The 20,078-nt window shown below is 66.9% G+C and carries 21 protein-coding genes; 8 read left to right on the top strand and 13 right to left on the bottom strand.

The window, feature by feature from the left end; genetic code table 11:
• Positions 1–6: 6 nt before the first annotated feature.
• The 6 genes from alaS to ACQCSY_RS19505 form a co-directional block, all read right to left on the bottom strand.
• A complete protein-coding gene (gene alaS / locus ACQCSY_RS19530) occupies positions 7–2,685 on the bottom strand; it encodes an alanine--tRNA ligase (protein WP_427131369.1) in 2,679 nt (892 codons plus the stop codon).
• 208 nt (positions 2,686–2,893) lie between these two features.
• Entirely contained in the window at positions 2,894–3,148 is a 255-nt protein-coding gene (locus ACQCSY_RS19525) for a DUF6167 family protein (RefSeq protein ID WP_427131367.1), read from the bottom strand.
• A gap of 20 nt (positions 3,149–3,168) precedes the next feature.
• On the bottom strand, positions 3,169–3,543 hold the full coding sequence (locus tag ACQCSY_RS19520; protein ID WP_427135950.1) for a DUF948 domain-containing protein: 375 nt from the start codon (positions 3,541–3,543) through the stop codon (positions 3,169–3,171).
• Positions 3,544–3,709: 166 nt separating this feature from the next.
• Positions 3,710–4,336, bottom strand: a complete 627-nt coding sequence (rpsD, locus tag ACQCSY_RS19515) for a 30S ribosomal protein S4 (RefSeq protein ID WP_427131365.1) — start codon at positions 4,334–4,336, stop codon at positions 3,710–3,712.
• A gap of 240 nt (positions 4,337–4,576) precedes the next feature.
• The gene (locus tag ACQCSY_RS19510; protein ID WP_427131364.1) at positions 4,577–4,975 is read right to left on the bottom strand and encodes a cupin domain-containing protein; all 399 of its coding nucleotides are present in this window, start codon (positions 4,973–4,975) and stop codon (positions 4,577–4,579) included.
• Between the two features lie 214 nt (positions 4,976–5,189).
• The gene (locus tag ACQCSY_RS19505) at positions 5,190–6,614 is read right to left on the bottom strand and encodes a replication-associated recombination protein A (protein ID WP_427131362.1); all 1,425 of its coding nucleotides are present in this window, start codon (positions 6,612–6,614) and stop codon (positions 5,190–5,192) included.
• Positions 6,615–6,695: 81 nt separating this feature from the next.
• On the opposite strand from ACQCSY_RS19505, the gene ACQCSY_RS19500 reads away from it, so the two are divergent.
• Positions 6,696–7,376: an acVLRF1 family peptidyl-tRNA hydrolase gene (locus tag ACQCSY_RS19500; protein WP_427131360.1), complete on the top strand. Its 681-nt coding sequence runs from the start codon at positions 6,696–6,698 to the stop codon at positions 7,374–7,376.
• 251 nt (positions 7,377–7,627) lie between these two features.
• Positions 7,628–7,975, top strand: coding sequence for a VOC family protein (locus ACQCSY_RS19495; RefSeq protein ID WP_427131358.1), 348 nt, complete (start codon positions 7,628–7,630; stop codon positions 7,973–7,975).
• A gap of 409 nt (positions 7,976–8,384) precedes the next feature.
• On the opposite strand, the gene ACQCSY_RS19490 is transcribed toward ACQCSY_RS19495, so the two are convergent.
• Positions 8,385–8,960, bottom strand: coding sequence for a dihydrofolate reductase family protein (locus tag ACQCSY_RS19490; protein ID WP_427131356.1), 576 nt, complete (start codon positions 8,958–8,960; stop codon positions 8,385–8,387).
• Between the two features lie 721 nt (positions 8,961–9,681).
• Positions 9,682–10,527, bottom strand: coding sequence for a VOC family protein (locus ACQCSY_RS19485; RefSeq protein WP_427131354.1), 846 nt, complete (start codon positions 10,525–10,527; stop codon positions 9,682–9,684).
• Between the two features lie 438 nt (positions 10,528–10,965).
• Here ACQCSY_RS19485 and ACQCSY_RS19480 point away from each other — a divergent pair, with 438 nt between their 5' ends.
• Positions 10,966–11,115: a hypothetical protein gene (locus ACQCSY_RS19480; protein ID WP_427131352.1), complete on the top strand. Its 150-nt coding sequence runs from the start codon at positions 10,966–10,968 to the stop codon at positions 11,113–11,115.
• Positions 11,100–11,513: a hypothetical protein gene (locus tag ACQCSY_RS19475; RefSeq protein ID WP_427131350.1), complete on the top strand. Its 414-nt coding sequence runs from the start codon at positions 11,100–11,102 to the stop codon at positions 11,511–11,513. The genes ACQCSY_RS19480 and ACQCSY_RS19475 overlap by 16 nt, the downstream gene beginning before the upstream one ends.
• A gap of 216 nt (positions 11,514–11,729) precedes the next feature.
• On the opposite strand, the gene ACQCSY_RS19470 is transcribed toward ACQCSY_RS19475, so the two are convergent.
• Positions 11,730–12,518 carry an SDR family NAD(P)-dependent oxidoreductase gene (locus ACQCSY_RS19470; protein WP_427131348.1) on the bottom strand — a complete coding sequence of 263 codons (789 nt, stop codon included), beginning with the start codon at positions 12,516–12,518 and terminating at the stop codon, positions 11,730–11,732.
• Positions 12,515–13,225, bottom strand: coding sequence for a hypothetical protein (locus ACQCSY_RS19465; protein WP_427131346.1), 711 nt, complete (start codon positions 13,223–13,225; stop codon positions 12,515–12,517). The genes ACQCSY_RS19470 and ACQCSY_RS19465 overlap by 4 nt, the downstream gene beginning before the upstream one ends.
• A gap of 81 nt (positions 13,226–13,306) precedes the next feature.
• Here ACQCSY_RS19465 and ACQCSY_RS19460 point away from each other — a divergent pair, with 81 nt between their 5' ends.
• The 3 genes from ACQCSY_RS19460 to ACQCSY_RS19450 all read left to right on the top strand — a co-directional run bounded on the left by ACQCSY_RS19460 (position 13,307) and on the right by ACQCSY_RS19450 (position 15,237).
• The gene (locus tag ACQCSY_RS19460) at positions 13,307–13,789 is read left to right on the top strand and encodes a MarR family winged helix-turn-helix transcriptional regulator (protein ID WP_427131344.1); all 483 of its coding nucleotides are present in this window, start codon (positions 13,307–13,309) and stop codon (positions 13,787–13,789) included.
• A 204-nt stretch (positions 13,790–13,993) separates the two neighbouring features.
• The gene (locus tag ACQCSY_RS19455; RefSeq protein WP_427131342.1) at positions 13,994–14,500 is read left to right on the top strand and encodes a hypothetical protein; all 507 of its coding nucleotides are present in this window, start codon (positions 13,994–13,996) and stop codon (positions 14,498–14,500) included.
• A gap of 596 nt (positions 14,501–15,096) precedes the next feature.
• On the top strand, positions 15,097–15,237 hold the full coding sequence (locus ACQCSY_RS19450; protein WP_427135948.1) for a hypothetical protein: 141 nt from the start codon (positions 15,097–15,099) through the stop codon (positions 15,235–15,237).
• 80 nt (positions 15,238–15,317) lie between these two features.
• Here ACQCSY_RS19450 and ACQCSY_RS19445 read toward each other — a convergent pair whose 3' ends face one another.
• The 3 genes from ACQCSY_RS19445 to aspS form a co-directional block, all read right to left on the bottom strand.
• The gene (locus ACQCSY_RS19445; RefSeq protein ID WP_427131341.1) at positions 15,318–15,791 is read right to left on the bottom strand and encodes a DUF4383 domain-containing protein; all 474 of its coding nucleotides are present in this window, start codon (positions 15,789–15,791) and stop codon (positions 15,318–15,320) included.
• Positions 15,792–16,010: 219 nt separating this feature from the next.
• On the bottom strand, positions 16,011–16,799 hold the full coding sequence (locus ACQCSY_RS19440) for a GNAT family N-acetyltransferase (RefSeq protein ID WP_427131339.1): 789 nt from the start codon (positions 16,797–16,799) through the stop codon (positions 16,011–16,013).
• Between the two features lie 92 nt (positions 16,800–16,891).
• Positions 16,892–18,664 (bottom strand): aspartate--tRNA ligase, encoded by a 1,773-nt coding sequence (aspS, locus tag ACQCSY_RS19435; protein ID WP_427131337.1) that lies wholly within the window; start codon positions 18,662–18,664, stop codon positions 16,892–16,894.
• Between the two features lie 97 nt (positions 18,665–18,761).
• Here aspS and ACQCSY_RS19430 point away from each other — a divergent pair, with 97 nt between their 5' ends.
• A complete protein-coding gene (locus ACQCSY_RS19430; protein ID WP_427131335.1) occupies positions 18,762–20,075 on the top strand; it encodes an APC family permease in 1,314 nt (437 codons plus the stop codon).
• Positions 20,076–20,078: the final 3 nt, after the last annotated feature.

Raw genomic sequence — 20,078 nt, 5'->3', positions numbered from 1 at the left:
TTCCCGTTATCGCCGGGTAATGGCATCCACGACGGCGCCGAGTGCAGCGCCGACCCTGGAGGCGTCCGTGCCGCCGCCTTGGGCGACGTCGTCCTTGCCACCGCCGCCGCCGCCGAGGATTCCGGCAGCGAGGCGCACGAGCGCACCCGCCTTCACGCCGGCTGCCCGGGCAGCTTCGTTGGTGGCGATCAGGATCACCGGGCGGTCGTTGCTGACTCCGGCGACGGCGACAGCGGCTGCTTCGGAGCCGAGGCGGGTCCGCAGGTCCAGGGCCAGGCCGCGGAGGTCGTCCGCGCCGCTGACCTGGCCGGCGTCGTGCGCAATGACCAGGACGCCGGCGGCGTCCTTTGCGGTGCCGACAATCTGCGCGGCGGCAGCCGTGAGCTGCTCCTTGCGCAGCCGTTCGAGTTCCTTCTCGGCCGTCTTCAGCTTGGTGAGGGTGGTGGCGATCCGGTCCGCCAGGAGTCCGGACGGGACCTTGAGCAGCTCCGTGAGTTCGGTGACGAGGGCGCGCTCGGCGGCGAGGTGACGGAACGCGTCCATGCCGACGAATGCCTCCACGCGCCGGTTTCCCGAGCCGACGGACTGCTCCCCGAGCAGGGACAGGCTGCCGATCAGCGAGGTGTTTTCGACGTGGGTGCCGCCGCAGAGCTCACGGGACCAGGCGCCGTCGATCTCCACGACCCGGACCTCGTTGCCGTAGTTCTCGCCGAACAGTGCCATGGCGCCGAGGGCCTTGGCCTCGGCGAGCCCCATGACCTTGGTCTCCACCCGGAAGTTGTTGCGGATGGCGATGTTGGAGACTTCCTCTATCTCGGACCGGGTGGCGGTGCTGAGGCCCTCGCCCCAGGCGAAGTCGAAGCGCAGGTAGCCGGCCTTGTTGAACGAGCCGCGCTGCAGCGCTTCCGGGCCGAGGATCTGGTGCAGGGCAGCGTGCACGATGTGCGTGCCCGTGTGGGCCTGCTCGGCGGCGTGGCGGCGCTCCCGGTCCACGGCAGCCTGGACGAGCGAGTCGGCGCCGATTTCGCCTTCGCGGACAATTGCCTTGTGCACGCTGAGACCCTTGATGGGGCGCTGGACGTCGAGGACCTCGACGACAAAACCGTCGCCGGTGATCAGCCCGGTGTCGGCAGCCTGGCCGCCGGCTTCCGCGTAGAACGGCGTCTCGGCCAGGACGAGCTCGATTTCCTCGCCGGTGGAGGCCTGGGCGACCTTCCGTCCGCCGGCCAGGATGCCCCGGACCTTGGATTCGCCTTGAAGTTCGGTGTAGCCGGTGAAGACCGTCTCGCCGGCCGAGAGCAGTTCCTGGAAGGCGCTGAGGTCGGCGTGGGCGCCCTTCTTGCCCTTGGCATCAGCCTGGGCGCGCTGGCGCTGCTCCAGCATGAGCTTGCGGAACTCGGGCTCGTCGACCTTCAGCCCCGCCTCTTCGGCCATTTCCAGGGTGAGGTCGATCGGGAAGCCGTAGGTGTCGTGGAGGGCAAAGGCGTCGGCGCCGGAGAGCGGCTGGCCGGCGGCCTTGGATTCCTTGACGGCGTCCTCGAGCCGGGCCGTGCCGGAGGCGATGGTGCGCAGGAACGCCCTCTCCTCGGCGTAGGCGATCCGGCTGATGCGCTCGAAGTCGGTCTCCACGATCGGGTAGACGCCCTTCATGGCGTCCCGCGAAGCCGGCAACAGCTCGGGCAGGCAGGCCTTCTCGACGCCGAGCAGGCGCATGGAACGCACGGCGCGGCGGATGAGCCGGCGCAGTACGTAGCCGCGGCCTTCGTTGGAGGGGGTCACGCCGTCGGCGATCAGCATGAGGGCCGAGCGGATGTGGTCGCCGACGACGCGCATCCGGACGTCGTCGGTGTGGTGCGAGTCCTCGGCGGACTCTGCGGAGGTGTACTCCCGGCCGGACAGTTCCGCGGCCTTATCGATCACGGGGCGGACCTGGTCCGTCTCGTACATGTTCTCGACGCCCTGCAGGATCATGGCGAGGCGTTCCATGCCCAGGCCGGTGTCGATGTTCTTCTTGGGCAGCTCGCCCGTGATGTCGAAGTCCACCTTGGAGCGGACGTTGTCGATCTGGAATTGCATGAACACGAGGTTCCAGATCTCGACGTAACGGTTTTCGTCGGCGATCGGACCACCCTCGGCGCCGTAGGCAGGTCCGCGGTCGTAGTAGATCTCCGAACAGGGGCCGGCGGGTCCCGGCTGTCCGGTGGACCAGTAGTTGTCCGCCTTGCCCATGCGCTGGATCCGCTCCGCCTGGATGCCGGTGTTTTTCAGCCACAGCTCCTGGGCTTCGTCGTCCTCTTCGTAGACGGTGACCCAGAGGCGCTCGGGCGGCAGCCCGTAGCCGCCGTCGTCAACACTGGTGGTCAGCAGTTCCCAGGCGAACTTGATGGCGTCTTCCTTGAAGTAATCGCCGAAGGAGAAGTTGCCGCACATCTGGAAGAACGTGCCGTGGCGGGCCGTCTTGCCCACTTCCTCGATGTCGCCGGTCCTGATGCACTTCTGCACGCTGGTGGCCCGCAGGTAGGGGGCCTCCTCACGTGCGGTCAGGTACGGGATGAACGGCACCATGCCGGCCACCGTGAACAGCAGGGAAGGGTCGCTGGAGACCAGGGAGGCGGAGGGAACCGCGGTATGGCCCTTGCTGACAAAAAAGTCGATCCAGCGCTTGGTGATCTCCTGCGACTTCATGAGCTGATTTCTTACCCTTCAATATTCACTGCGTTATGTGGTCCACGCGTTTGGTCCGCGGGACAAGCTGAATTCCGGCGTCGATCCAGGCCCCGTCGATCCAGGCCCCGTCGATCCAGGCCCCGTCGATCCAGGCCCCGTCGATCCAGGCCCTGTCGGCCGTGCCGGCGCGCCCTTCCGGGCACCGTACTTACTAATTCTCTCGCGGCTAGCGCCGGACTGCATCCTGGCCGTCAGTGACTCCATCAATGGCTGCGTCTATGCCTAGGGCGGAGCGGAGCTCGGTTTCCCGCTCGCTCATGCCCTCCCGGACAGCGTCCGCGAAGTCGTACAGGCCGTCAGCCAGCCGGCCGACGGCCCGGTTCAGGCCCTCGGGGCCGAGGTTCGACTTCGCCTCGGTGATCTTTCGGATTGCGATGACGCCGATCGCGACGCCGATTCCCATCCAGATGATTCTGTTCATGTCAGGTTCTCCAGCAGGGCTTAGCGGCTGCGGCGGCCGGTGGCGGGCTTATTTCGGGCGGTGAAGGCAGAACGCACGCCGTAGCTGAAGGCAGCCACCTTGATCAGCGGCGAGCCCACGGTGGCGGCCATGAGCGAGGACAGCGCCGAGATGTTGGCGGAGGCGTCCGAGACGTTGGAGGCGATCCCGTCGACCTTCTTGAGCTGCTCGTTGGTGGTGGAGACGGTGGCGGTGACTTCGTCCATGAGCGGGGTGGCGCCGTCGCTGATCGAGCGGATGGACGTCCGGACCTCGTCAAACACTCCCCCGAGCTTCAGGATCGGCACGGCGAGCAGCAGGACTAGCAGTGCAAACACCCCGGCTGCGATCAGGCCGGCAATATCGCCACCAGACATAGACATTCATCTCCTTGAACTGCAGTGGATTCCTGCGTGTTGCGTTAAGTCGCTACGGGTTTGTCCGACTGACACAGCCGGCATCCGGGGAACTCCCCCAAGTACCTTACATACAAAGAAGCCCGCGGCGCTTGCCACGGGCTTCTTTGTAGGTGTTGCCTTGGATCTAGCGTGCGTAGAATTCCACGACGAGCTGCTCTTCGCAGGTTACGGGAACCTCAGAGCGCTTCGGGCGGCGGACCAGGCGCGCCTGCAGGGCGTCAAGCTTGACGTCCAGGTAAGCCGGAACCATCGGCAGGACGTCGCGGTGTGCACCGGCTGCAGCAACCTGAAGCGGAACCATGGTTTCGCTGCGGCTGTGGACGTGGACCAGCTGGCCTTCGCCGACGCGGAAGGACGGGCGGTCAACGCGGATGCCGTCAACCAGGATGTGGCGGTGCACAACCAGCTGGCGGGCCTGGGCGATGGTGCGGGCGAAGCCGGCACGCAGCACGAGGGCGTCGAGACGCATTTCGAGCAGTTCGATCAGGTTTTCACCGGTCAGGCCCTTGGTGCGGCGTGCTTCTTCGAAGGCACGGGTCATCTGGGCTTCGCGGATGCCGTACTGGGCGCGCAGACGCTGCTTTTCGCGCAGACGTACGGCGTAGTCGGAGTCCTGCTTCTTGCGGGCACGGCCATGCTCACCGGGGCCGTACGGGCGGCGCTCCATGTACTTGGCGGCCTTGGGGGTCAGAGCGATGCCGAGTGCACGCGAGAGGCGTGCTGTACGGCGAGCACGAGTGTTGTTAGCCACTTGTGTCCTTCCAATATCTGCGGTGTGTCAGTGTTACTGGCCTCCACGATGGAGAGCATCGGCCAACCGCTGCCTTTTGCTACTGGGCACAGGGCAACCCCCAACAAAACCGCAACGAATCAGGGATTTGGTGGATTGTGCGTCCGTGCCTTGCCAGACAACGAACTAGCCTACCAGATTTTGGCATGCAGGCCCTGACCGGCGGGCCGGTAGATGGAGCCGCCGTAGCTGGAGGCGCCGTCAGATCTTGGCATGCACTCCCCGGCTGCTCCGCCGGCCGAACGATGCCGCGCCCAAGAACTCAACGGCCACGAACGATTCGGAGCCCACCACCCATTCGTCATGGCCGGGGGGAATCGCGTAGGTGTCATTGGCATGGATCGTGGAGCGCAGTCCTTCGGCGGTCTCGACTTCCATGACGCCAGAGATGCAGAATCCGAGATGGTGGTGCTGGCAGACCTCGGTCTTCTCGAAGGGTCTGATGTACTCGGACCACCGCCAGCCCGGGCCGAGGATCAGCCGGGCCACCGAGTAATCGTTCACCGTGACAAGATCGAATTCGGCCTTGTCCGGGCACCGCTTCCTGTCGGGGACATCGAAGGACTTGACTGCCATGGCTGTGACGCAATTTACGGACATGGGACACTACCTGGGAACGGGGGTCAGCGCGCTTGGGGTGGAATAAAGTTGTTGCCGGCCGCCGTTGCGGGACCTGTGGGTATGGGGATATGGATGGCCGGCAATGTGTGCCGCTGTCCCCCGCGCCACACCGACGTTCAGCAGATCCATGCTGACGTATTTCCACGTTAGACCTCCTGCACCGGAAGTCAACGGCGGATTCGCTGCCGGCCGGTCAGGTGCCACGGATGATCTTCCGGAGCCGTTCCAGCCGGGTCGCGATGTCCCGCTCCGCGCCGTTGGCCGTGGGCTGATAATAGTCCCGGCCCACTAGATCATCCGGCGGGTACTGCTGGGCGGCCACCGAGTGCGGGGCGTCGTGCGCGTACTTGTAACCCTGCCCGTGGCCCAGCTGCTTCGACCCCGGATAGTGGGCGTCCCGCAGGTGGGCCGGGATGCCGTTGCCGAGGCCCGCGCGGACGTCGGCAATGGCCTTGTTGATGCCCAGGTAGGCCGCATTCGACTTGGGTGCGGTGGCGAGGTGGACGACGGCCTCGGCCAGCACGATCCGCCCTTCCGGCATCCCGATCAGCTGCACGGCCTGGGCCGCAGCAACCGCCGTCTGAAGCGCCGTGGGATCGGCCATGCCAACATCCTCCGCCGCCGAGATCACGATGCGCCGGGCAACGAAACGGGGGTCCTCCCCTGCCTCCAGCATCCGGGCCAGGTAGTGCAGTGCCGCGTCGACGTCGGAGCCGCGGATCGACTTGATGAAGGCGCTGGCGACGTCGTAGTGCTGGTCCCCTGCCCTGTCGTAGCGGACGGCGGCGACATCGAGCGCGCGTTCGGTGTGCCTGAGTTCAACGGGCACGGCGGTGTCGGCGCCGGCGTCGTCCGTATCGCCGAACGCGACGCCGGCCGCCGCCTCAAGCGCAGTCAGCGCCCGGCGGGCGTCCCCGCCGGAGAGCCGGACCAGGTGCGCCGTGGCCTCGGCACTGAGTTCCACCTTGCCGTTGAGTCCCCTGACGTCCGTGACGGCGCGCTGGAGCAGGCCCTCGATGTCGGCGTCGGTGAGCGGCTTGAGGGTCAGCAGCAGGGACCGGGACAGCAGCGGGGAGACAACGGAGAAGGAGGGGTTTTCGGTGGTGGCGGCCACCAGCACCACCCAGCGGTTCTCGACGCCGGGCAGCAGGGCATCCTGCTGGGCCTTGTTGAAGCGGTGGATCTCGTCGAGGAAGAGCACGGTGGTGGTCTTGAACAGGTCCCGGGCGGTCAGGGCCTCCTCCATCACCCGCCGCACGTCCTTGACCCCGGCGGTGATGGCGGAGAGCTCCACGAACTTCCGGCCCGGGCCTTTGGCGATCACATGGGCCAGCGTGGTCTTGCCCGTGCCGGGAGGTCCCCAGAGGATCAGCGAGCTCGGACCCGCGGGTCCCGTGGCGTCCGTGCCGGCCGCAAGTTGCCGCAGCGGCGATCCCAGGCCCAGCAGGTGCTGCTGTCCCACGACGTCATCGAGCGTCCGCGGCCGCATCCGGACCGCCAGCGGGCTGCGCGGCGAGGCGCTCCGGCCGGAGGCCTGGCCTGCGGAGGACCCGGCAGACGACTCGGCGTCGCCGTCGGCGTCTTCGCTGTCAGGCCCCGGGCCAAAGAGATCATCCACATAGATAGGCTACTTCTAGTTTCAACGGACACTGTTCAGACAATGTCCAACAGGCAGAGTGTTCAGACAGAAGGAACCACCATGACAGTCAACGGCGGTACGGCCTCCCGTGTGGCCTTCGTCTCCGGCGCCCGGCTGCCGGGCTGGGTGGAGCGCTTCACCGCCAGCCACGGCGAGGTGAGGCAGGAGGAGCTCGACGGCGGTCTGCGGCTGCGCGCGGCGGACGGGGCCGTCGCGCTGCTCCAGCCGCCGTGGCCGGTGGACGGCAGGCCTGGGCGCGGCGGCGATGCCGTGTCCCGGCTGGCGTCCCTCGCCGGACAGCCGCGGAGCATCGGAGCGGTGCTGGTCCGCCGCGGCGGGTACTCGGTGGCGGTGGTCAGCGGCGGCGCCGTGCTGGCATCCAAGACTGGCACCCGTCACGTCCAGTCGCGCACGGCGGCCGGCGGCTGGTCCCAGCAGCGCTTCGCCCGGCGGCGCGCCAACCAGGCCGATGCCCTCGTGGAGGCCGTCGCAGAGCACGCCGGGCGGATCTTCGCGGGGCAGCGGATCGAATATGTGGCCCCGGGCGGCGACCGGACCCTGGCCGAGCTGGTGCTCGCCGAACCCGTGCTCAAAGCGTATGCCGCATTGGCCAGGCTGCCGTTCCTGGATGTCCCCGATCCCCGTGCCACCGTCCTGAAGAAGGCCGCCGCCGAGCTGTGCTCGGTGCGGATCCTGGTGACCGACCCGCCCGCCGGGCCCGGGACACCGGGGCCGGATTAGTACTGCAGCCGGGTGTATGGGGCGTGGCAGCGGACCTGGTAGTGGGGCGTCGGGCGGTTTTGCTGGTGTCTTCGGCGCCAGCGGGCTGAGGTGGCCCGTGCCTTGACATCGCGTTCACCACCAGCCCAAGATTGCCTCGTCCACCCCTCTCATGGCATGCAGCAGCGACAGACCAGGTAGCCAAGGTATTCAACTGCAACGTTTGGATCTGTCAGAAGAAACTTTTGACAGACCCGCGAAAAGGATTTGAGATGCCGAATAAAGTCGACTATTTCGAAATAGGTTCACCCGATCCGGAGGCATCAAAGGCCTTCTACTCGGGACTGTTCGGCTGGGAAGTGGGTCCACCGTCCTCCCCTGCCCAATACAGCATGGTCAACGCCGACGAAGGTGGTCTCTGGGATACCTCGGGGATGGGCGGCCGGAACTGGGCAATCTTCTACGTTCACGTCGATGACGTATCCGCGGCGATCGACAGAGCGACAGAGCTCGGCGCAACCGTTGCCCTCCCCCTCGTTGACAATGGCAGCATCGAGTTCGCACACCTCCTTGATCCTCTCGGCAACCGATTCGCGATCTGGCGGCCGAAGGCGGCGTAGAGCCGTCAACTCTGGATGGGCATGTGGCTCCCGTGGGGGCACAGCCCTCAGGCTGGCGAGTGCAACCCAGATCGGTCCAGATAGGGTGAGGATTCGGAGCACACCGGCCTGCGCCGGCGTCAGCCCGACGAAGGCGGACGCAGCGGCTATCCCGACGGCAGCGACTCCGAGGAGCCCTTTATCAACGTCCTCTGGTGGGTCAATCAAGAATTGCTGCACCACGGCGCAGGAATAGCCTTGCTGCGCGATCTGTACAACGCACGGCGCCATTAGGAATCAGGGCTGGAATCGATGGCTCGACGGCGTGGATGATCGGCCGGCTGCTTCGTCGCGGCCGTACGGCTGGAGCTCGATGGCCGCCTGATCCGCGACCGCCGGTGGCTGAAGCTACTGGGACAAAAGGCCGGGATCAGCGGCCGCCGAGCGTGTACGCGAGTTCGACCAGCCCCTTGTCATAGGTCTTGGAGCTCACGAGATTCAGCAGGGCCGGGTCCTGGCCCGCGGGGAAGACGCCACGACCCGCGCCGAGCGCCACGGGCATGACGACGAGCCGTACGGCGTCCACCTCCCCGGCCGCGAAGAACGCTTCGCTGAGGGTGAGGCTGCCCCACAGCACAATCGTGCCCGGCGTTTCCCGCTTGATCCGGCGGATGGCCTCGACCGCGTCCCCGGATTCGATCGCTGCATCGGGGAATTCGCCCCAGGGGGCCTGCTTGAGCTTGCTGGAAAACACGTAGCGGTGGAGCCCATTGAGCGCCGGTGCGATGATCTCCGCCGCTGATGCCGGGGTTGGCCAGAACTCGGCGAACGTCCGGTACGTGGATGCACCCAGCACCATGGCGTCGACGGTCCCGAGCCACTCGAGCTGGTTGCGGTCGAATTCGGCCGTGCCGCCTTCCAACAGCTCATAAGCCCTGAATTCGTTGTTGACATCGGCCGCGAAACCGTCCGCGGTCACGAATTGCTGGACAACCAGCTGTCCCATGGCTGACTCGTCCTGATCGGTGATCTCAGGACTCTACGCCGGGCCCGGGCACCCTTCAACCGCAGCCCTTAATTGTGTAAGGCTTGGGGGTTGTTGGCCCCGTCGAAAGGCCAAGCGACCGCGTGTGGTCGATGCCGAGAAGCAGCCTCCTGCTCGGCTATGGGTGGAGACACGCGCCCCTCGACAAGTGGGAATCGCAGCAGGTCAGAACGGCCGTAACCTTTCGGTTTGCGGGGTAGGGCGACACAGGACTTTGACTAGTTTCCTTGGGCAGACTGCTGTTTGAAACTGACTATGTCCATGCCAATCGACGCCTGAACGGGTGTCATCGCCGGCACCCGGAGCGTGCTGTCTTTGCCATTTCTTGAGCTGACCGGGGGATACCTGCCTTCGCACGTCCTTAGCGTACGAATTATTCCGTTTTCTGAAGCGCCCCCAAATCGTGAGAGTCGGGGGTCCATGGACACGACGTGAACTTGGTGCAGGAAACCAGCGGAGTTGAGGAGTGCAGCGAGGCGATCGCGGGTACGACCGGGCTTCGAGGGCATTTGAGCCATCGAAAGACGGAGTACTGCGGATTTCACGCACGCCGCCATGGTCCTTCAGCTTGTCCGTCCACACGTTCTGGGGCAGTAGCTTCGGCACCGACGAGCGCACCGATGCGAATGGCGACGGGAGTGGGCTAATCTACGGCCGCGGCCGCCTAGCGCACCGGCATGGCTCAGCCCGACGGCGGCGTGAACTGGCTGGCGGTAAACACCGCTCCTCCCGTGTCGCGGATCAGGGCAATGCGGGTCCACTCGGTGTCGTCCTGCCCGAGGATTTGCGCGCCAAGCCGCTGCGCGTCAGCCACAGTCTGGTCCCGGTCGGCCACGGTGAACGAGACATGCCAGTGCGGCAGCTCGTCCGGGCCCGCGGGCACGACCCAGGCGATCGCGTCCTCGAAGCCGGGCGGAGCGACCACCGCCGACTGCCGGGCCCTGATGTCCGGGTCGACGGTCGCCTCGAGGTGGTCACCATAGCCCGGTTGGCGGATCATCGTCGCGAAGCCCAGATCGTCGACCTGCCAGCCGAACGCCTCCTGGTAGAAGGCGATAGCCGCCTTGGGGTCAGTCGTGTGGAGGTCGCTGAAGTTCCAGGCGCCCGGCAGGTTGACCGTCTGTGCCCCCGGGCGGCGCCGGGCCTGCCAGATGCGGAACTCGGCGCCCTCGGGATCGGTCAGCACCGCGCCGCGGCCGCCGTCTCCCGCGTCGGCCGGTGCCGATCGCACCGTGGCTCCGATCGACGCCAGCCGCCGTGCTGCGGCATCTGCGTCATCGACGGAGACGTAGGTACTCCACGCCGCGGCACCCTCCCCTGGACCGGCGATCGCCCCGACGTCCCGGCCGGCGAGCTTGGCGATCATGTACCGGGTGCGGGCTCCGGGCGGCATAGCGTCCTCGAACGTCCAGCCGAACAGGCCGCCGTAGAACTGAGTGGCCGCTTCGACGTCTGGCTGCTCGGTATCCACCCAAGACGGGACACCCTGCGGATAGGTCCGGTCGGTGACATCTCGATCTCTCTCCATGGCAGAAGCCTAGCCAGCCCGGCTCGCTTCGGCGACCCTACAGAATCCGCCATAGCTTTGCGTGCAACTGACCATGAGTGACTGCTCCGGGTCGTGATGGTGTCCGCGATCGTCGGCGGTCCACTTGGTTTCCTCATAGGAGGGCTACTCGCCCCGGCTATCCACAGCTCCGCGCTGTCAAGTATCGGCATCGTTGTGGCTGAGCCAGCTGCCCTGGTCCCGGTGCCGCTCAGGACTGTTCAGGACCGGATCAGGGAGCTGGAAGCGGACATCGCGTTCGTGCTCAGAGGGCCGGTGACCGCAGATGCCGCACCTGCGCAACCGGACGCGGCCCTGCTTATTTCGCTATTGCCGTTGGCGCGGGGCAAGCGGAAAGTTGTATCCACTACAAAGCGGTCGTTCAAGCCGGTCGACCATGGAAGGACGAGGGAACAGAGCATGAAGATCGCGGTAATCGGGCGTGGCCGGGTCGGCGGAGGCCTGGCCAAGCTCTCGAGTGCTGCCGGACAAGAGGTGACAGGGTTGGGGCGGGACGGTGGTGATGCTGCTGGGGCCGACGTCGTGGTGGTTGCGTGCCGGGCCAACTGATCGGGCAGGCCCTGTCCGGCGTTTCCGGGCTCGCTGGCCAGGTGACAATCGACTGCTGCAATCTGTACACGGAGCGGGACGAGAGATTCCTGTCGTCATCTCACCAGATCAAAGCGACCATCGGCGGCCCGACCGCGAAGTCCTTCTCCACCAATTTCGCTGCTCTGTACGAGCAGATCGTGGCGCAACGGGCGCGACCCAGCAATTTCTTCGCGGCGGAGCCAGCGGCGCGCGAGATCGCAGAGCAGCTCATCCGAGACGCCGGGTATGACCCAGTTTTCGTCGGCGACCTCGACCCGGGGGCCCGGCTCCTCGAAGCCAGCTCGCCGCTGACACGCGCGATCGCAGGACAGCAGGGCCCTTTCTTCTACCGGTATGCCACCCCCGGCGAACTCTAGTAGCCCCCTGCCCCCGACCCGTGCCGCGGCCGTGCTCGCTGCGGAGGGGAGCGTGGTAGTCGCATCGGCGGATTTGGTGAGCGGCCCACTTTTCAGTTCCAGATGGGCATTCCAGGGGCCGGCGGGCATCCCGGAGTCGAAGGCAACCGTGACGTCACCGGTGTCGGCGACTCCTACCGAATGACCTGGACTCGAGCATCGATCCAGCCACGAAGGTCAGAGCGTCAGGGTGAACGCCGGAGTGCCGTCGACCCGTCCGCCGTCGACGGCGAGCACGATTCCCGTGACGAATGAGGAGGCGCCGGAGCACAGCCACAACGCGGCCGCCGCGATCTCCTCGACGCGGCCGATCCGACCGAGCGGCACGGCCGCCGACGCACCGGCCTGCGCGGCCGCACCCGCCGCCGCCAGCCGTCCGGTGAGGATCGGACCCGGCGCCATCGCGTTGACCCGGATGCCGGACGCCGCGTAGTCGAGAGCGGCGACGCGGGTCAGACCGCCGACACCGAACTTGCTGGCCACATAGCCGCTCAGCCCGGCGACTCCCTGCTCGCCCGCGGTCGAGGACATGTTCACGATTACCGCACCGTCCGGCGCCTCCCGCATGAGTTCCACCTCGTATTTGAGGCAGAGAAACGTTCCGCGCAGATTGACCGCGATCGCGCTGTCGAACTGCTCGCTGGTCCACTCGGCCATCGGAGCAGGCGGCCGGCCTCCGCCCGCGGCATTGTTGACGGCGGCGTCGAGCCGTCCGAACCGTGAGCGGATTCCTGCCAGCAGGTCACGGACCGAACGCTCGCTCGTCACGTCGGCCGGCATCGCAACTGCAAGTCCGCCGTCACCGGCGATGGCATCCACCTGCCGCGACAGGGCCGCCTCATTGCGCGAGGCCAGTACGACGTGTGCACCGGCCGCGGCCAGAGCCGCGGCGATCGCCGCTCCAATCCCCTGGCTCGCGCCGGTGACCAGCGCGACCTTTCCGTCGAGGCGGTCGGCGCCGGTCATCGTGCTTCTCGATTCGCGGCGGACCTGTTCTTTGGCAGGAGGAAGCCAACCGCGACGAGCCAGAGGAGCCCGCCGAACCGCCCGATCGGGAGCAGGAATTGAATCGGCTCGATGGCCATAGAGAGGAAGCTCAGTTCAGACAGGGCGGCGATCACGAGCCCGGTCCAGGCGAGCCAGCGCGGCACGAAGCCCAGGATGAGGGCCGGCACGGCGATCCCCGCGACGAGGAGCCCCATGCCGACCACGTAACCGACCCCGCCGGCGATGAATGCGAGAAATGACAGCGCGTGGGTGAGCGTCACGTCGGTGGTGATCTCCGGACGGCTCAGCACCCAGCCCACGAGAGCCGAGAGCATTAGGAACGCCGCTGCGGTGATGCCGCCGAAGAACCCGATTCCTGGTCCGGGAACCCGAACTCCAAGGCGGAGCTGCCGGGCGTATACGGTGGCCGCATAGATGCCCAGTGGTACGGCTGAACCGAACTGGATCATGCTGGCGAGCCGCACGGCATCGGGGTTCCCCTGAAAGTACGCGGCGACCTGCGCCGCCGCGGAGAACGGCGAGACAAACGTGTGGCCGCCGGTCATGATCGCGCTCGTGACCAGGCCGGCGACGGTGAGTCCGAGGCTCACGACGGCCAGGATGCCCGGGTTGGGTCCGCCCGGGCGGACCGTTTGGCCGGCCCGCGGAAGGGAAACGTCAGTCATGATCACGCCTTTCCAGTAATTGAGTCATATCAAGAATGATTCATCTCTTGAATTGTTATGTCAAGCAGGTAATCTATAGCCATGGACTCACCCGCCGCGCCCCGGCCGAAGCGCACTGCCTTCCTGCTCTCACAGCTGGGCGCGTTGGCGTCGTCGCGCTTCGCCGAACGCACCCGGGAAATCGGCCTCACGCCGAGCGATGCGGGCGTGCTTCGCCTGATCGGCCGGGCCCCCGGGTTGAGCCAGCGGGCCCTTGCCGACCGGCTGGGGGCCGTGCCCAGTCGCGTGGTCTCGCTCATCGACTCGCTGCAGGCCCGCGGCCTCGTGGAGCGGGAGCGCAGCAGCACCGATCGCCGGATTTACGAACTTCGTCTGACCATCGAGGGCGCGCAGGTGCTGGGACAACTTCGCGAGATCGCCGAAGCGCACGAGGCCGAACTCCTGGCCCCGCTCACCGACGAGCAGTCTGCCCAGCTCGGAAGCCTGCTCGCCCAGCTCGCGGGCGCCAACGCTCTCGACCTGGACCTCCACCGGGATTCCGGTGCGAGGATCCCGTTACGATGACCCGGCTTCACCGGTAGCCCGCGCCGCCCGTAGCATTCGACGGAGATTTGCCGGGTTAATTCTGCTTGAGCATCTCGGCATCGGCCGTTTGTTCGTTGGCGGGTGGTCACCGTACGGGCATGCCTCGCACCTTCCTGTCGAGACTTCCTGACTCAGCTCGCAGCTTAGCTTTGAGAGCGGAACGTGAAGGCGTACATTGTCGGCATGAGACGCACTTCATCGGACCGCCGTGACGTGCTCACGGACCGGCTATTGGGTGTTGCGGAGTTCAGCCACGCTCAGTGGTTTTTCGGCAACCTCTACGAGACAGTGGTCAAGGTCCCACACCGGATTGCAACCTCGGAAGCCAGTACTGACCTGCCCCGGTCGCCCTTCGCCGCGGGCAGCCCTGCCCGTTACTACGTGCCGATCGCCCCGGTGATCGTTCCTGCCGCCGTCGCCGCACTCCTGACGGGCTGGAACCGTGCTGACAGCAGGCCCTGGCTGGTGCTTGCGGCGGCCAGCTCCGCGGCGGGCGGGGCTGCCACCGGGTACCTCCTCCGGTCGGTCAACCCGAGACTGTTTTTCGGCGCGCAGCCGCTCAGCGAGATGCGCAGGAAACCCCTGCTGAAGAAGTGGTACCGGATCAATGCGTTCAGGCTCGCGGCCAGCGGAATCGCTTTGGCTGCGATCCATCAAGCACGGGTAACCGGGATGAGAACCCGGGGCTAGGGACGTCCCGGTGAACGGGGCACACCGCTGGGTCCGCCCGTCTTAAGGTTGCTGCGTAGCGGCCTCGCGGGAAAATCACACGAAGCGGCCGCCAAAGTGGTGACCGAGTGACCAACAGGATCCAGAACAGCCTTGAGCTACCCGCGAAGAGAGTGATGCGAACTGCTGGACAACGGCCCGGCCGAGGAACAGAACCTTCCCCAGGGCGCATCGATGGCGGAGGCGGGAAGATCTTCCTGGCAACCGGCTACAACAAGTGGGGCCTGACCAACGCGGTCGCCGCCGCGCTCACGCTCTCGGCCGATATCCTCGGCGGCAACCTGCCGTGGGCCAGGACGCTGCACCACCGCGCGTGCCGGGGGCCGCGGATCTGGCGACCGGCGCCAAAAACAACGCCGGCGTCGCAGGTACCCTCGCCCGGGACTGGATCAAAATCGGATTCGGTGGCGTCGACCGCTCGGGCTCCGGACCTGCCGGACCCGGGCAGGGCGACACACCGGCCAAAACGCCCGGCGACGGCGAAGGGACGGTGGCCCGCCAGGGCCTGAAGCCCGTGGCGGTCTCGACCGTCGCGGGCGTCACTTGCAGTTTCGGCGCTGTGCACACGTCTGGGCGGAATACTGCACTGGAACGATGCCGAAAGATCCTGGGACTGCCCCCTGCACGGCTCCCGCTTCACCGCCGACGACAAACTGCTCGAGGGGCCGGCCAGCCGGGATCTTAGGGTCCTCGAATAGACTGCGGCCGTCCCCAACCAGCAGATTTCCTGCCAGGGGGACGGCCGCCGTCGTCGGTTTTCCACGAACCGTGGGAGGGGCTACTGGGCCCGACCCTTCATCTCCTCCATGGCATCCCTGCCGAGCCAGGCACCCAGCCCGATCATGGCGACGCCGAGGACCAGATGCAGCCAGTTGTCGGCGGAATTGAACGGGACAAAGTTGGCGCCCGTTTTCATGTCGATGAGAAGGCCGTAGATCCACAGGACGACGTACACGGCGCCGCCGCCAATCAGGAACAAGCGGGCCATTCGGTCCGTCCTCGCCATGGCAACCCCGGCCACACCGAAGAGAAGGTGGACGATGTTGTGCAGCACGGACACTTGGAAGACTCCAAGCAGCATGGCGCCGGACTCATGTCCCGCAAAGTTCATGGCGCCGTAATTGCTGGTGATTCCCGGGATGAACCCGAGGACGCCAACCAGCAGAAACACCACACCAAGGCCCAAGGCGGTGTTGTGGAGCGTCAACCCCATCACATGGTGGTGTTGCGCAGGATGTGAGGCGGTGGTCATTTGTCCTCCCTTTCACGCTGGTTGCCGGCTCTTCTGCTGAAGAACCGGCCTCGCGGCAAGGAGTCGTCGGAACCCTTGCCGACGCCCATATCATACTCCTGAAATCCTTGCGGCGTGCGGGGGAAAACAGACCTTGGGAGGGCGGTCCGCATGAGTGCAAGATCGTTCACCTTGGATCGGGCTCGCCTACCGGAACCAACGCGCCTGTCAGTGTCGCCGCTAGCAGCCGGTCAGGTGCCGCTTCGGCCGTTCCTGCCGGTAGAGGTACCGGCCGGCTTCGCGGAAGCCGGCACGTGCATAGAGGTCCCGGGCACCGGCGTTGGACGCCATCACCAGCAGCCAGTAGCCGCAGAGGGCCCGCGCCTGGCCTTCGCTCAGCAGCGCACGGATGATCCGGGCCGCATGGCCCCGCCGGCGCTCCTCGGGGCGAGTCGCCATGCAGTACAAGCCGCCCCAGCGGGGCTGCACGGGAGGAACAGCGAGCCGGCCGACGGCGGCGGCCCCGCCGTCGTCGTCCCGCACCAGGGCGTACAGCGCGGGGCAGCCTTCGAGGATCCCGCGCGCGACGGCGAGTCCCGCCTCCCCGCCGCGGCCGTCGACGCCCCACCAGAGCTCCAGCCATTCCGCGGAGGGCTCGGCGGAGATCTCCACCCCGGCGTCAGGCTCCAGGGATTCCGCGCCGGCGTCGCGGACCAGGACCAGCGTCTCGGACTGCCGGGTGAAGCCCTCCCCGTCCAGGACGGCATTCAGCGCGTCATAGTGCCGGTCATCGAAGACCTGGAAGATCACCGGAAGTCGGCGGCTCCGGTACCACAGCCTGGCATTCCGGAGGGCGGCGAGCCGCCCGTGCGTGGTGTTTTCGGGCTCGCTGCGGACCCACACCGAATTGGCGCGCTGGGTCACACCGGACGCGGCCCGGAGCACCCAACCGGATTCCTCCCGCTCCGCGGCAGGCCAGGCGGCATCCATCAGCGTTTCAATGTCGGCCACCACGTCCGGATCCGTCATCTCTTCCCTTATCCACGAGCCGTATCCACGATCGCCGCTAAGACAGCAGGGGCCCCGGTTTCCCGGCGAGCCCCTGCGTTGAGCTATTGAGACTATTCGGCCTTCTTGGCTTCCGGCTTGAAATCGACGCCGGCTTCTTTGCGCTGCTGCGCCGTAATCGGGGCGGGCGCCTGCGTCAGCGGGTCAAAGCCGCCGCCGGACTTCGGGAAAGCGATGACGTCGCGGATGGAATCAACACCGGCCAGCAGTGCGACAACGCGGTCCCAGCCGAAGGCGATTCCGCCGTGGGGAGGCGCGCCGAACTTGAAGCCCTCCAGGAGGAATCCGAACTTGGTCTGGGCGTCCGCCTTGTCCAAGCCCATCAGCTCGAAGACACGCTCCTGGACGTCCCGCTCGTGGATACGGATGGAGCCGCCGCCGATTTCGTTGCCGTTGCAGACGATGTCATAGGCATACGACAACGCCGACTCGGGGTCCTGGTCGAAGCTGTCCATGAACTCGGGCTTGGGCGAGGTGAACGCGTGGTGCACGGCCGTCCACTGGCCGGCGCCGACAGCGACGTCGCCGGAAGCCACAGCAGCCGCAGCCGGCTCGAACATCGGCGCGTCCACGACCCAGCAGAACGCCCAGTCCGCGGGGTTGATGAGTCCGGTGCGGTGGCCGATCTCAACCCGGGCAGCACCCAGCAGGGCACGGGACGGCGTCTTCTCGCCGGCGGCGAAGAAGATGCAGTCGCCGGGCTTGGCGCCGACGGCGTCGGCCAGGCCGGCACGCTCGGTGTCGGTGAGGTTCTTGGCCACAGGACCGGTCAATTCGCCATCTTCCTTGAAGAGGACGTAGGCCAGGCCCTTGGCTCCGCGCTGCTTGGCCCATTCCTGCCAGGCGTCGAGTGCCCGGCGCGCCTGGGAGGCTCCGCCCGGCATGACGACGGCGCCGACGTAGAGTGCCTTGAAGACGCCGAAGTTGGTGTCCTTGAAGAATTCGGTGAGCTCGGTGAGCTCCAGGCCGAAGCGCAGATCCGGCTTGTCCGAGCCGTAGCGGGCCATGGCGTCGTGGTAGGTGAGGCGCTGGATCGGAGTCGGGATTTCGACGTCGATCAGCTTCCACACCGCCTTGACGATGTTTTCGCCGAGGCGGATGATGTCGTCCTGCTCCACGAAGCTGGCCTCGATGTCCAGCTGGGTGAATTCCGGCTGGCGGTCCGCGCGGAAGTCCTCGTCGCGGTAGCAGCGGGCGATCTGGTAGTACTTCTCGAAACCGCCGACCTGCAGGAGCTGCTTGAACAGCTGCGGGGACTGCGGCAGCGCGTACCAGGAACCCGGCGCGAGGCGGGCGGGAACCACGAAGTCGCGGGCGCCTTCCGGCGTCGAACGCGTGAGTGTGGGGGTTTCGATCTCAACGAAGCCGTCCCGGTGGAGCAGTTCGCGGGCCACGCGGTTGGCCTCGGAGCGCAGGCGCAGGTTGCGGCTGGGGCCGGGGCGGCGCAGGTCCAGGTAGCGGTGCTTGAGGCGGGCTTCCTCGCCCACTTCAACGTGCTCGTCGATCTGGAACGGCAACGGGTCCGAGGTGTTGAGGATGGTGACCTTCTCGGCCATGACCTCGATCTCGCCGGTGGGCAGCGCCGGGTTCTCGTTGCCCTCGGGGCGCTTGGACACTGTGCCGATAATCTGCAGCACGTACTCGTTGCGCAGGCCGTGGAAAACTTCCTCTTCACGGACGACGACCTGGGCGACGCCCGAAGCGTCACGCAGGTCAACGAATGCGACGCCACCGTGATCACGACGCCGGCCGACCCAGCCGGCCAGGGTTACGGTTTGGCCAATGTGCTCGGAGCGAAGTGATCCGAGGTCATGTGTGCGCAGCACAGCTTACCTTTCAGAAGGAAGACAGAAGTGGTGTTCTATAGGATCGCTACGGGAACGATCCCGTTCGAGTTTACCCGTTGGAAAGGTCCCTCCCGCCATGGCAAGCCACCATTCCGGCCAGCAGCCGCGTGACCGGCCAGGCCAGCAACGGCTGCAGCGCCGCCTCGGCGTGTTCGATTCCACGGCAATAGGGCTCGGCTCCATGCTGGGCGCCGGCGTTTTCGTGGTCTTTTCCCCCGCCGCGGCCCTGGCCGGCCCGCTGCTGACCTTCTCGGTGGCCGTTGCCGGCGTCATCGCCTATTGCAACGCCGTCGCCTCCGCGCAGCTGGCGGCCAAATACCCCTCGAGCGGAGGGACCTATGTCTACGGGCGCAACCAGCTCGGCGAGTGGCCCGGCTTCATTGCGGGCTGGGGTTTCGTCACTGGCAAGACGGCGTCCTGCGCGGCGATGGCCCTGACTTTCGGGCACTACCTGGCACCGGCCTACGCCACGCCGGTGGCGGTTGCCGCCGTCGTGGTGCTCACCGGCGTCAACCTGCTCGGCATCACCCGGACCGCCCTGCTGACCCGGATCCTGCTGGCCGTGGTGCTGGCCACCCTCGTGTTCGTCGCGGTGGCCTCGATCCTCGGTCCGCACGCGCCAGGAACGGCGCTGGAGGCAGGCGCCAGGGGCAGCGGCGGGACGGGCGGCGCGTGGGGCGTGCTGCCCGCGGCCGGGCTGATGTTCTTCGCCTTCGCCGGGTATGCCCGGATTGCCACGCTGGGCGAGGAGGTCAAGGACCCTGCCAGCACCATTCCGCGGGCCATCCTGGCGGCACTGGCGGCCGCTTTCGTGATCTACTTCGGACTGGCTGTGCTGCTGCAGTGGCAGCTGCCGGCCGGGCGGCTGGCGGAGTCCTCGGCGCCCCTGCTCGACGCCGTCACCAGCTCCCGGTTGAGCGGAGGCGCCCCGTTTGTGCAGGCCGGGGCCGCGGCCGCGTGCCTGGGCGCCCTGCTGGCCCTGATCACGGGAGTGGGCCGGACCGCCCTGGCGATGGCGCGGGAACGCGACCTGCCAGCCCCGCTCGCCCGAGTGGGCGGCGCGCACACCGTCCCGTTCGTCGCGGAGCTCGCCGTCGCGGCCGCCGTCGTCGTCCTGCTGCTGACCACCAACGTGCTGACCGTCGTCGGTTTTTCCAGCTTCGGTGTGCTGATCTATTACGCCGTGACGAACGCTGCGGCTTTCACTCTGGCCGGGCGTCCGCGGCATGCCCCGCGCTGGCTCAATGTCCTGGGCTTCTTCGGTTGCCTGGTGCTGGCCGCCACGCTGCCACCCGCCTCGGTGCTCGGCATGGCGGCCGTGCTGGCCGCCGGCGTGGCCGGGCGCTTCCTTGTTTTGCGGGTCCGCGGCCTGCGGCTCCGCAAGGGCTAGGGC

Source organism: Pseudarthrobacter sp. S9 (genome assembly GCF_050156545.1).
Classification (GTDB): Bacteria; Actinomycetota; Actinomycetes; order Actinomycetales; family Micrococcaceae; genus Arthrobacter.
The sequence above is the reverse complement of the archived record's forward strand: the minus strand, read 5'-3'. Positions and strand labels throughout refer to the sequence as shown.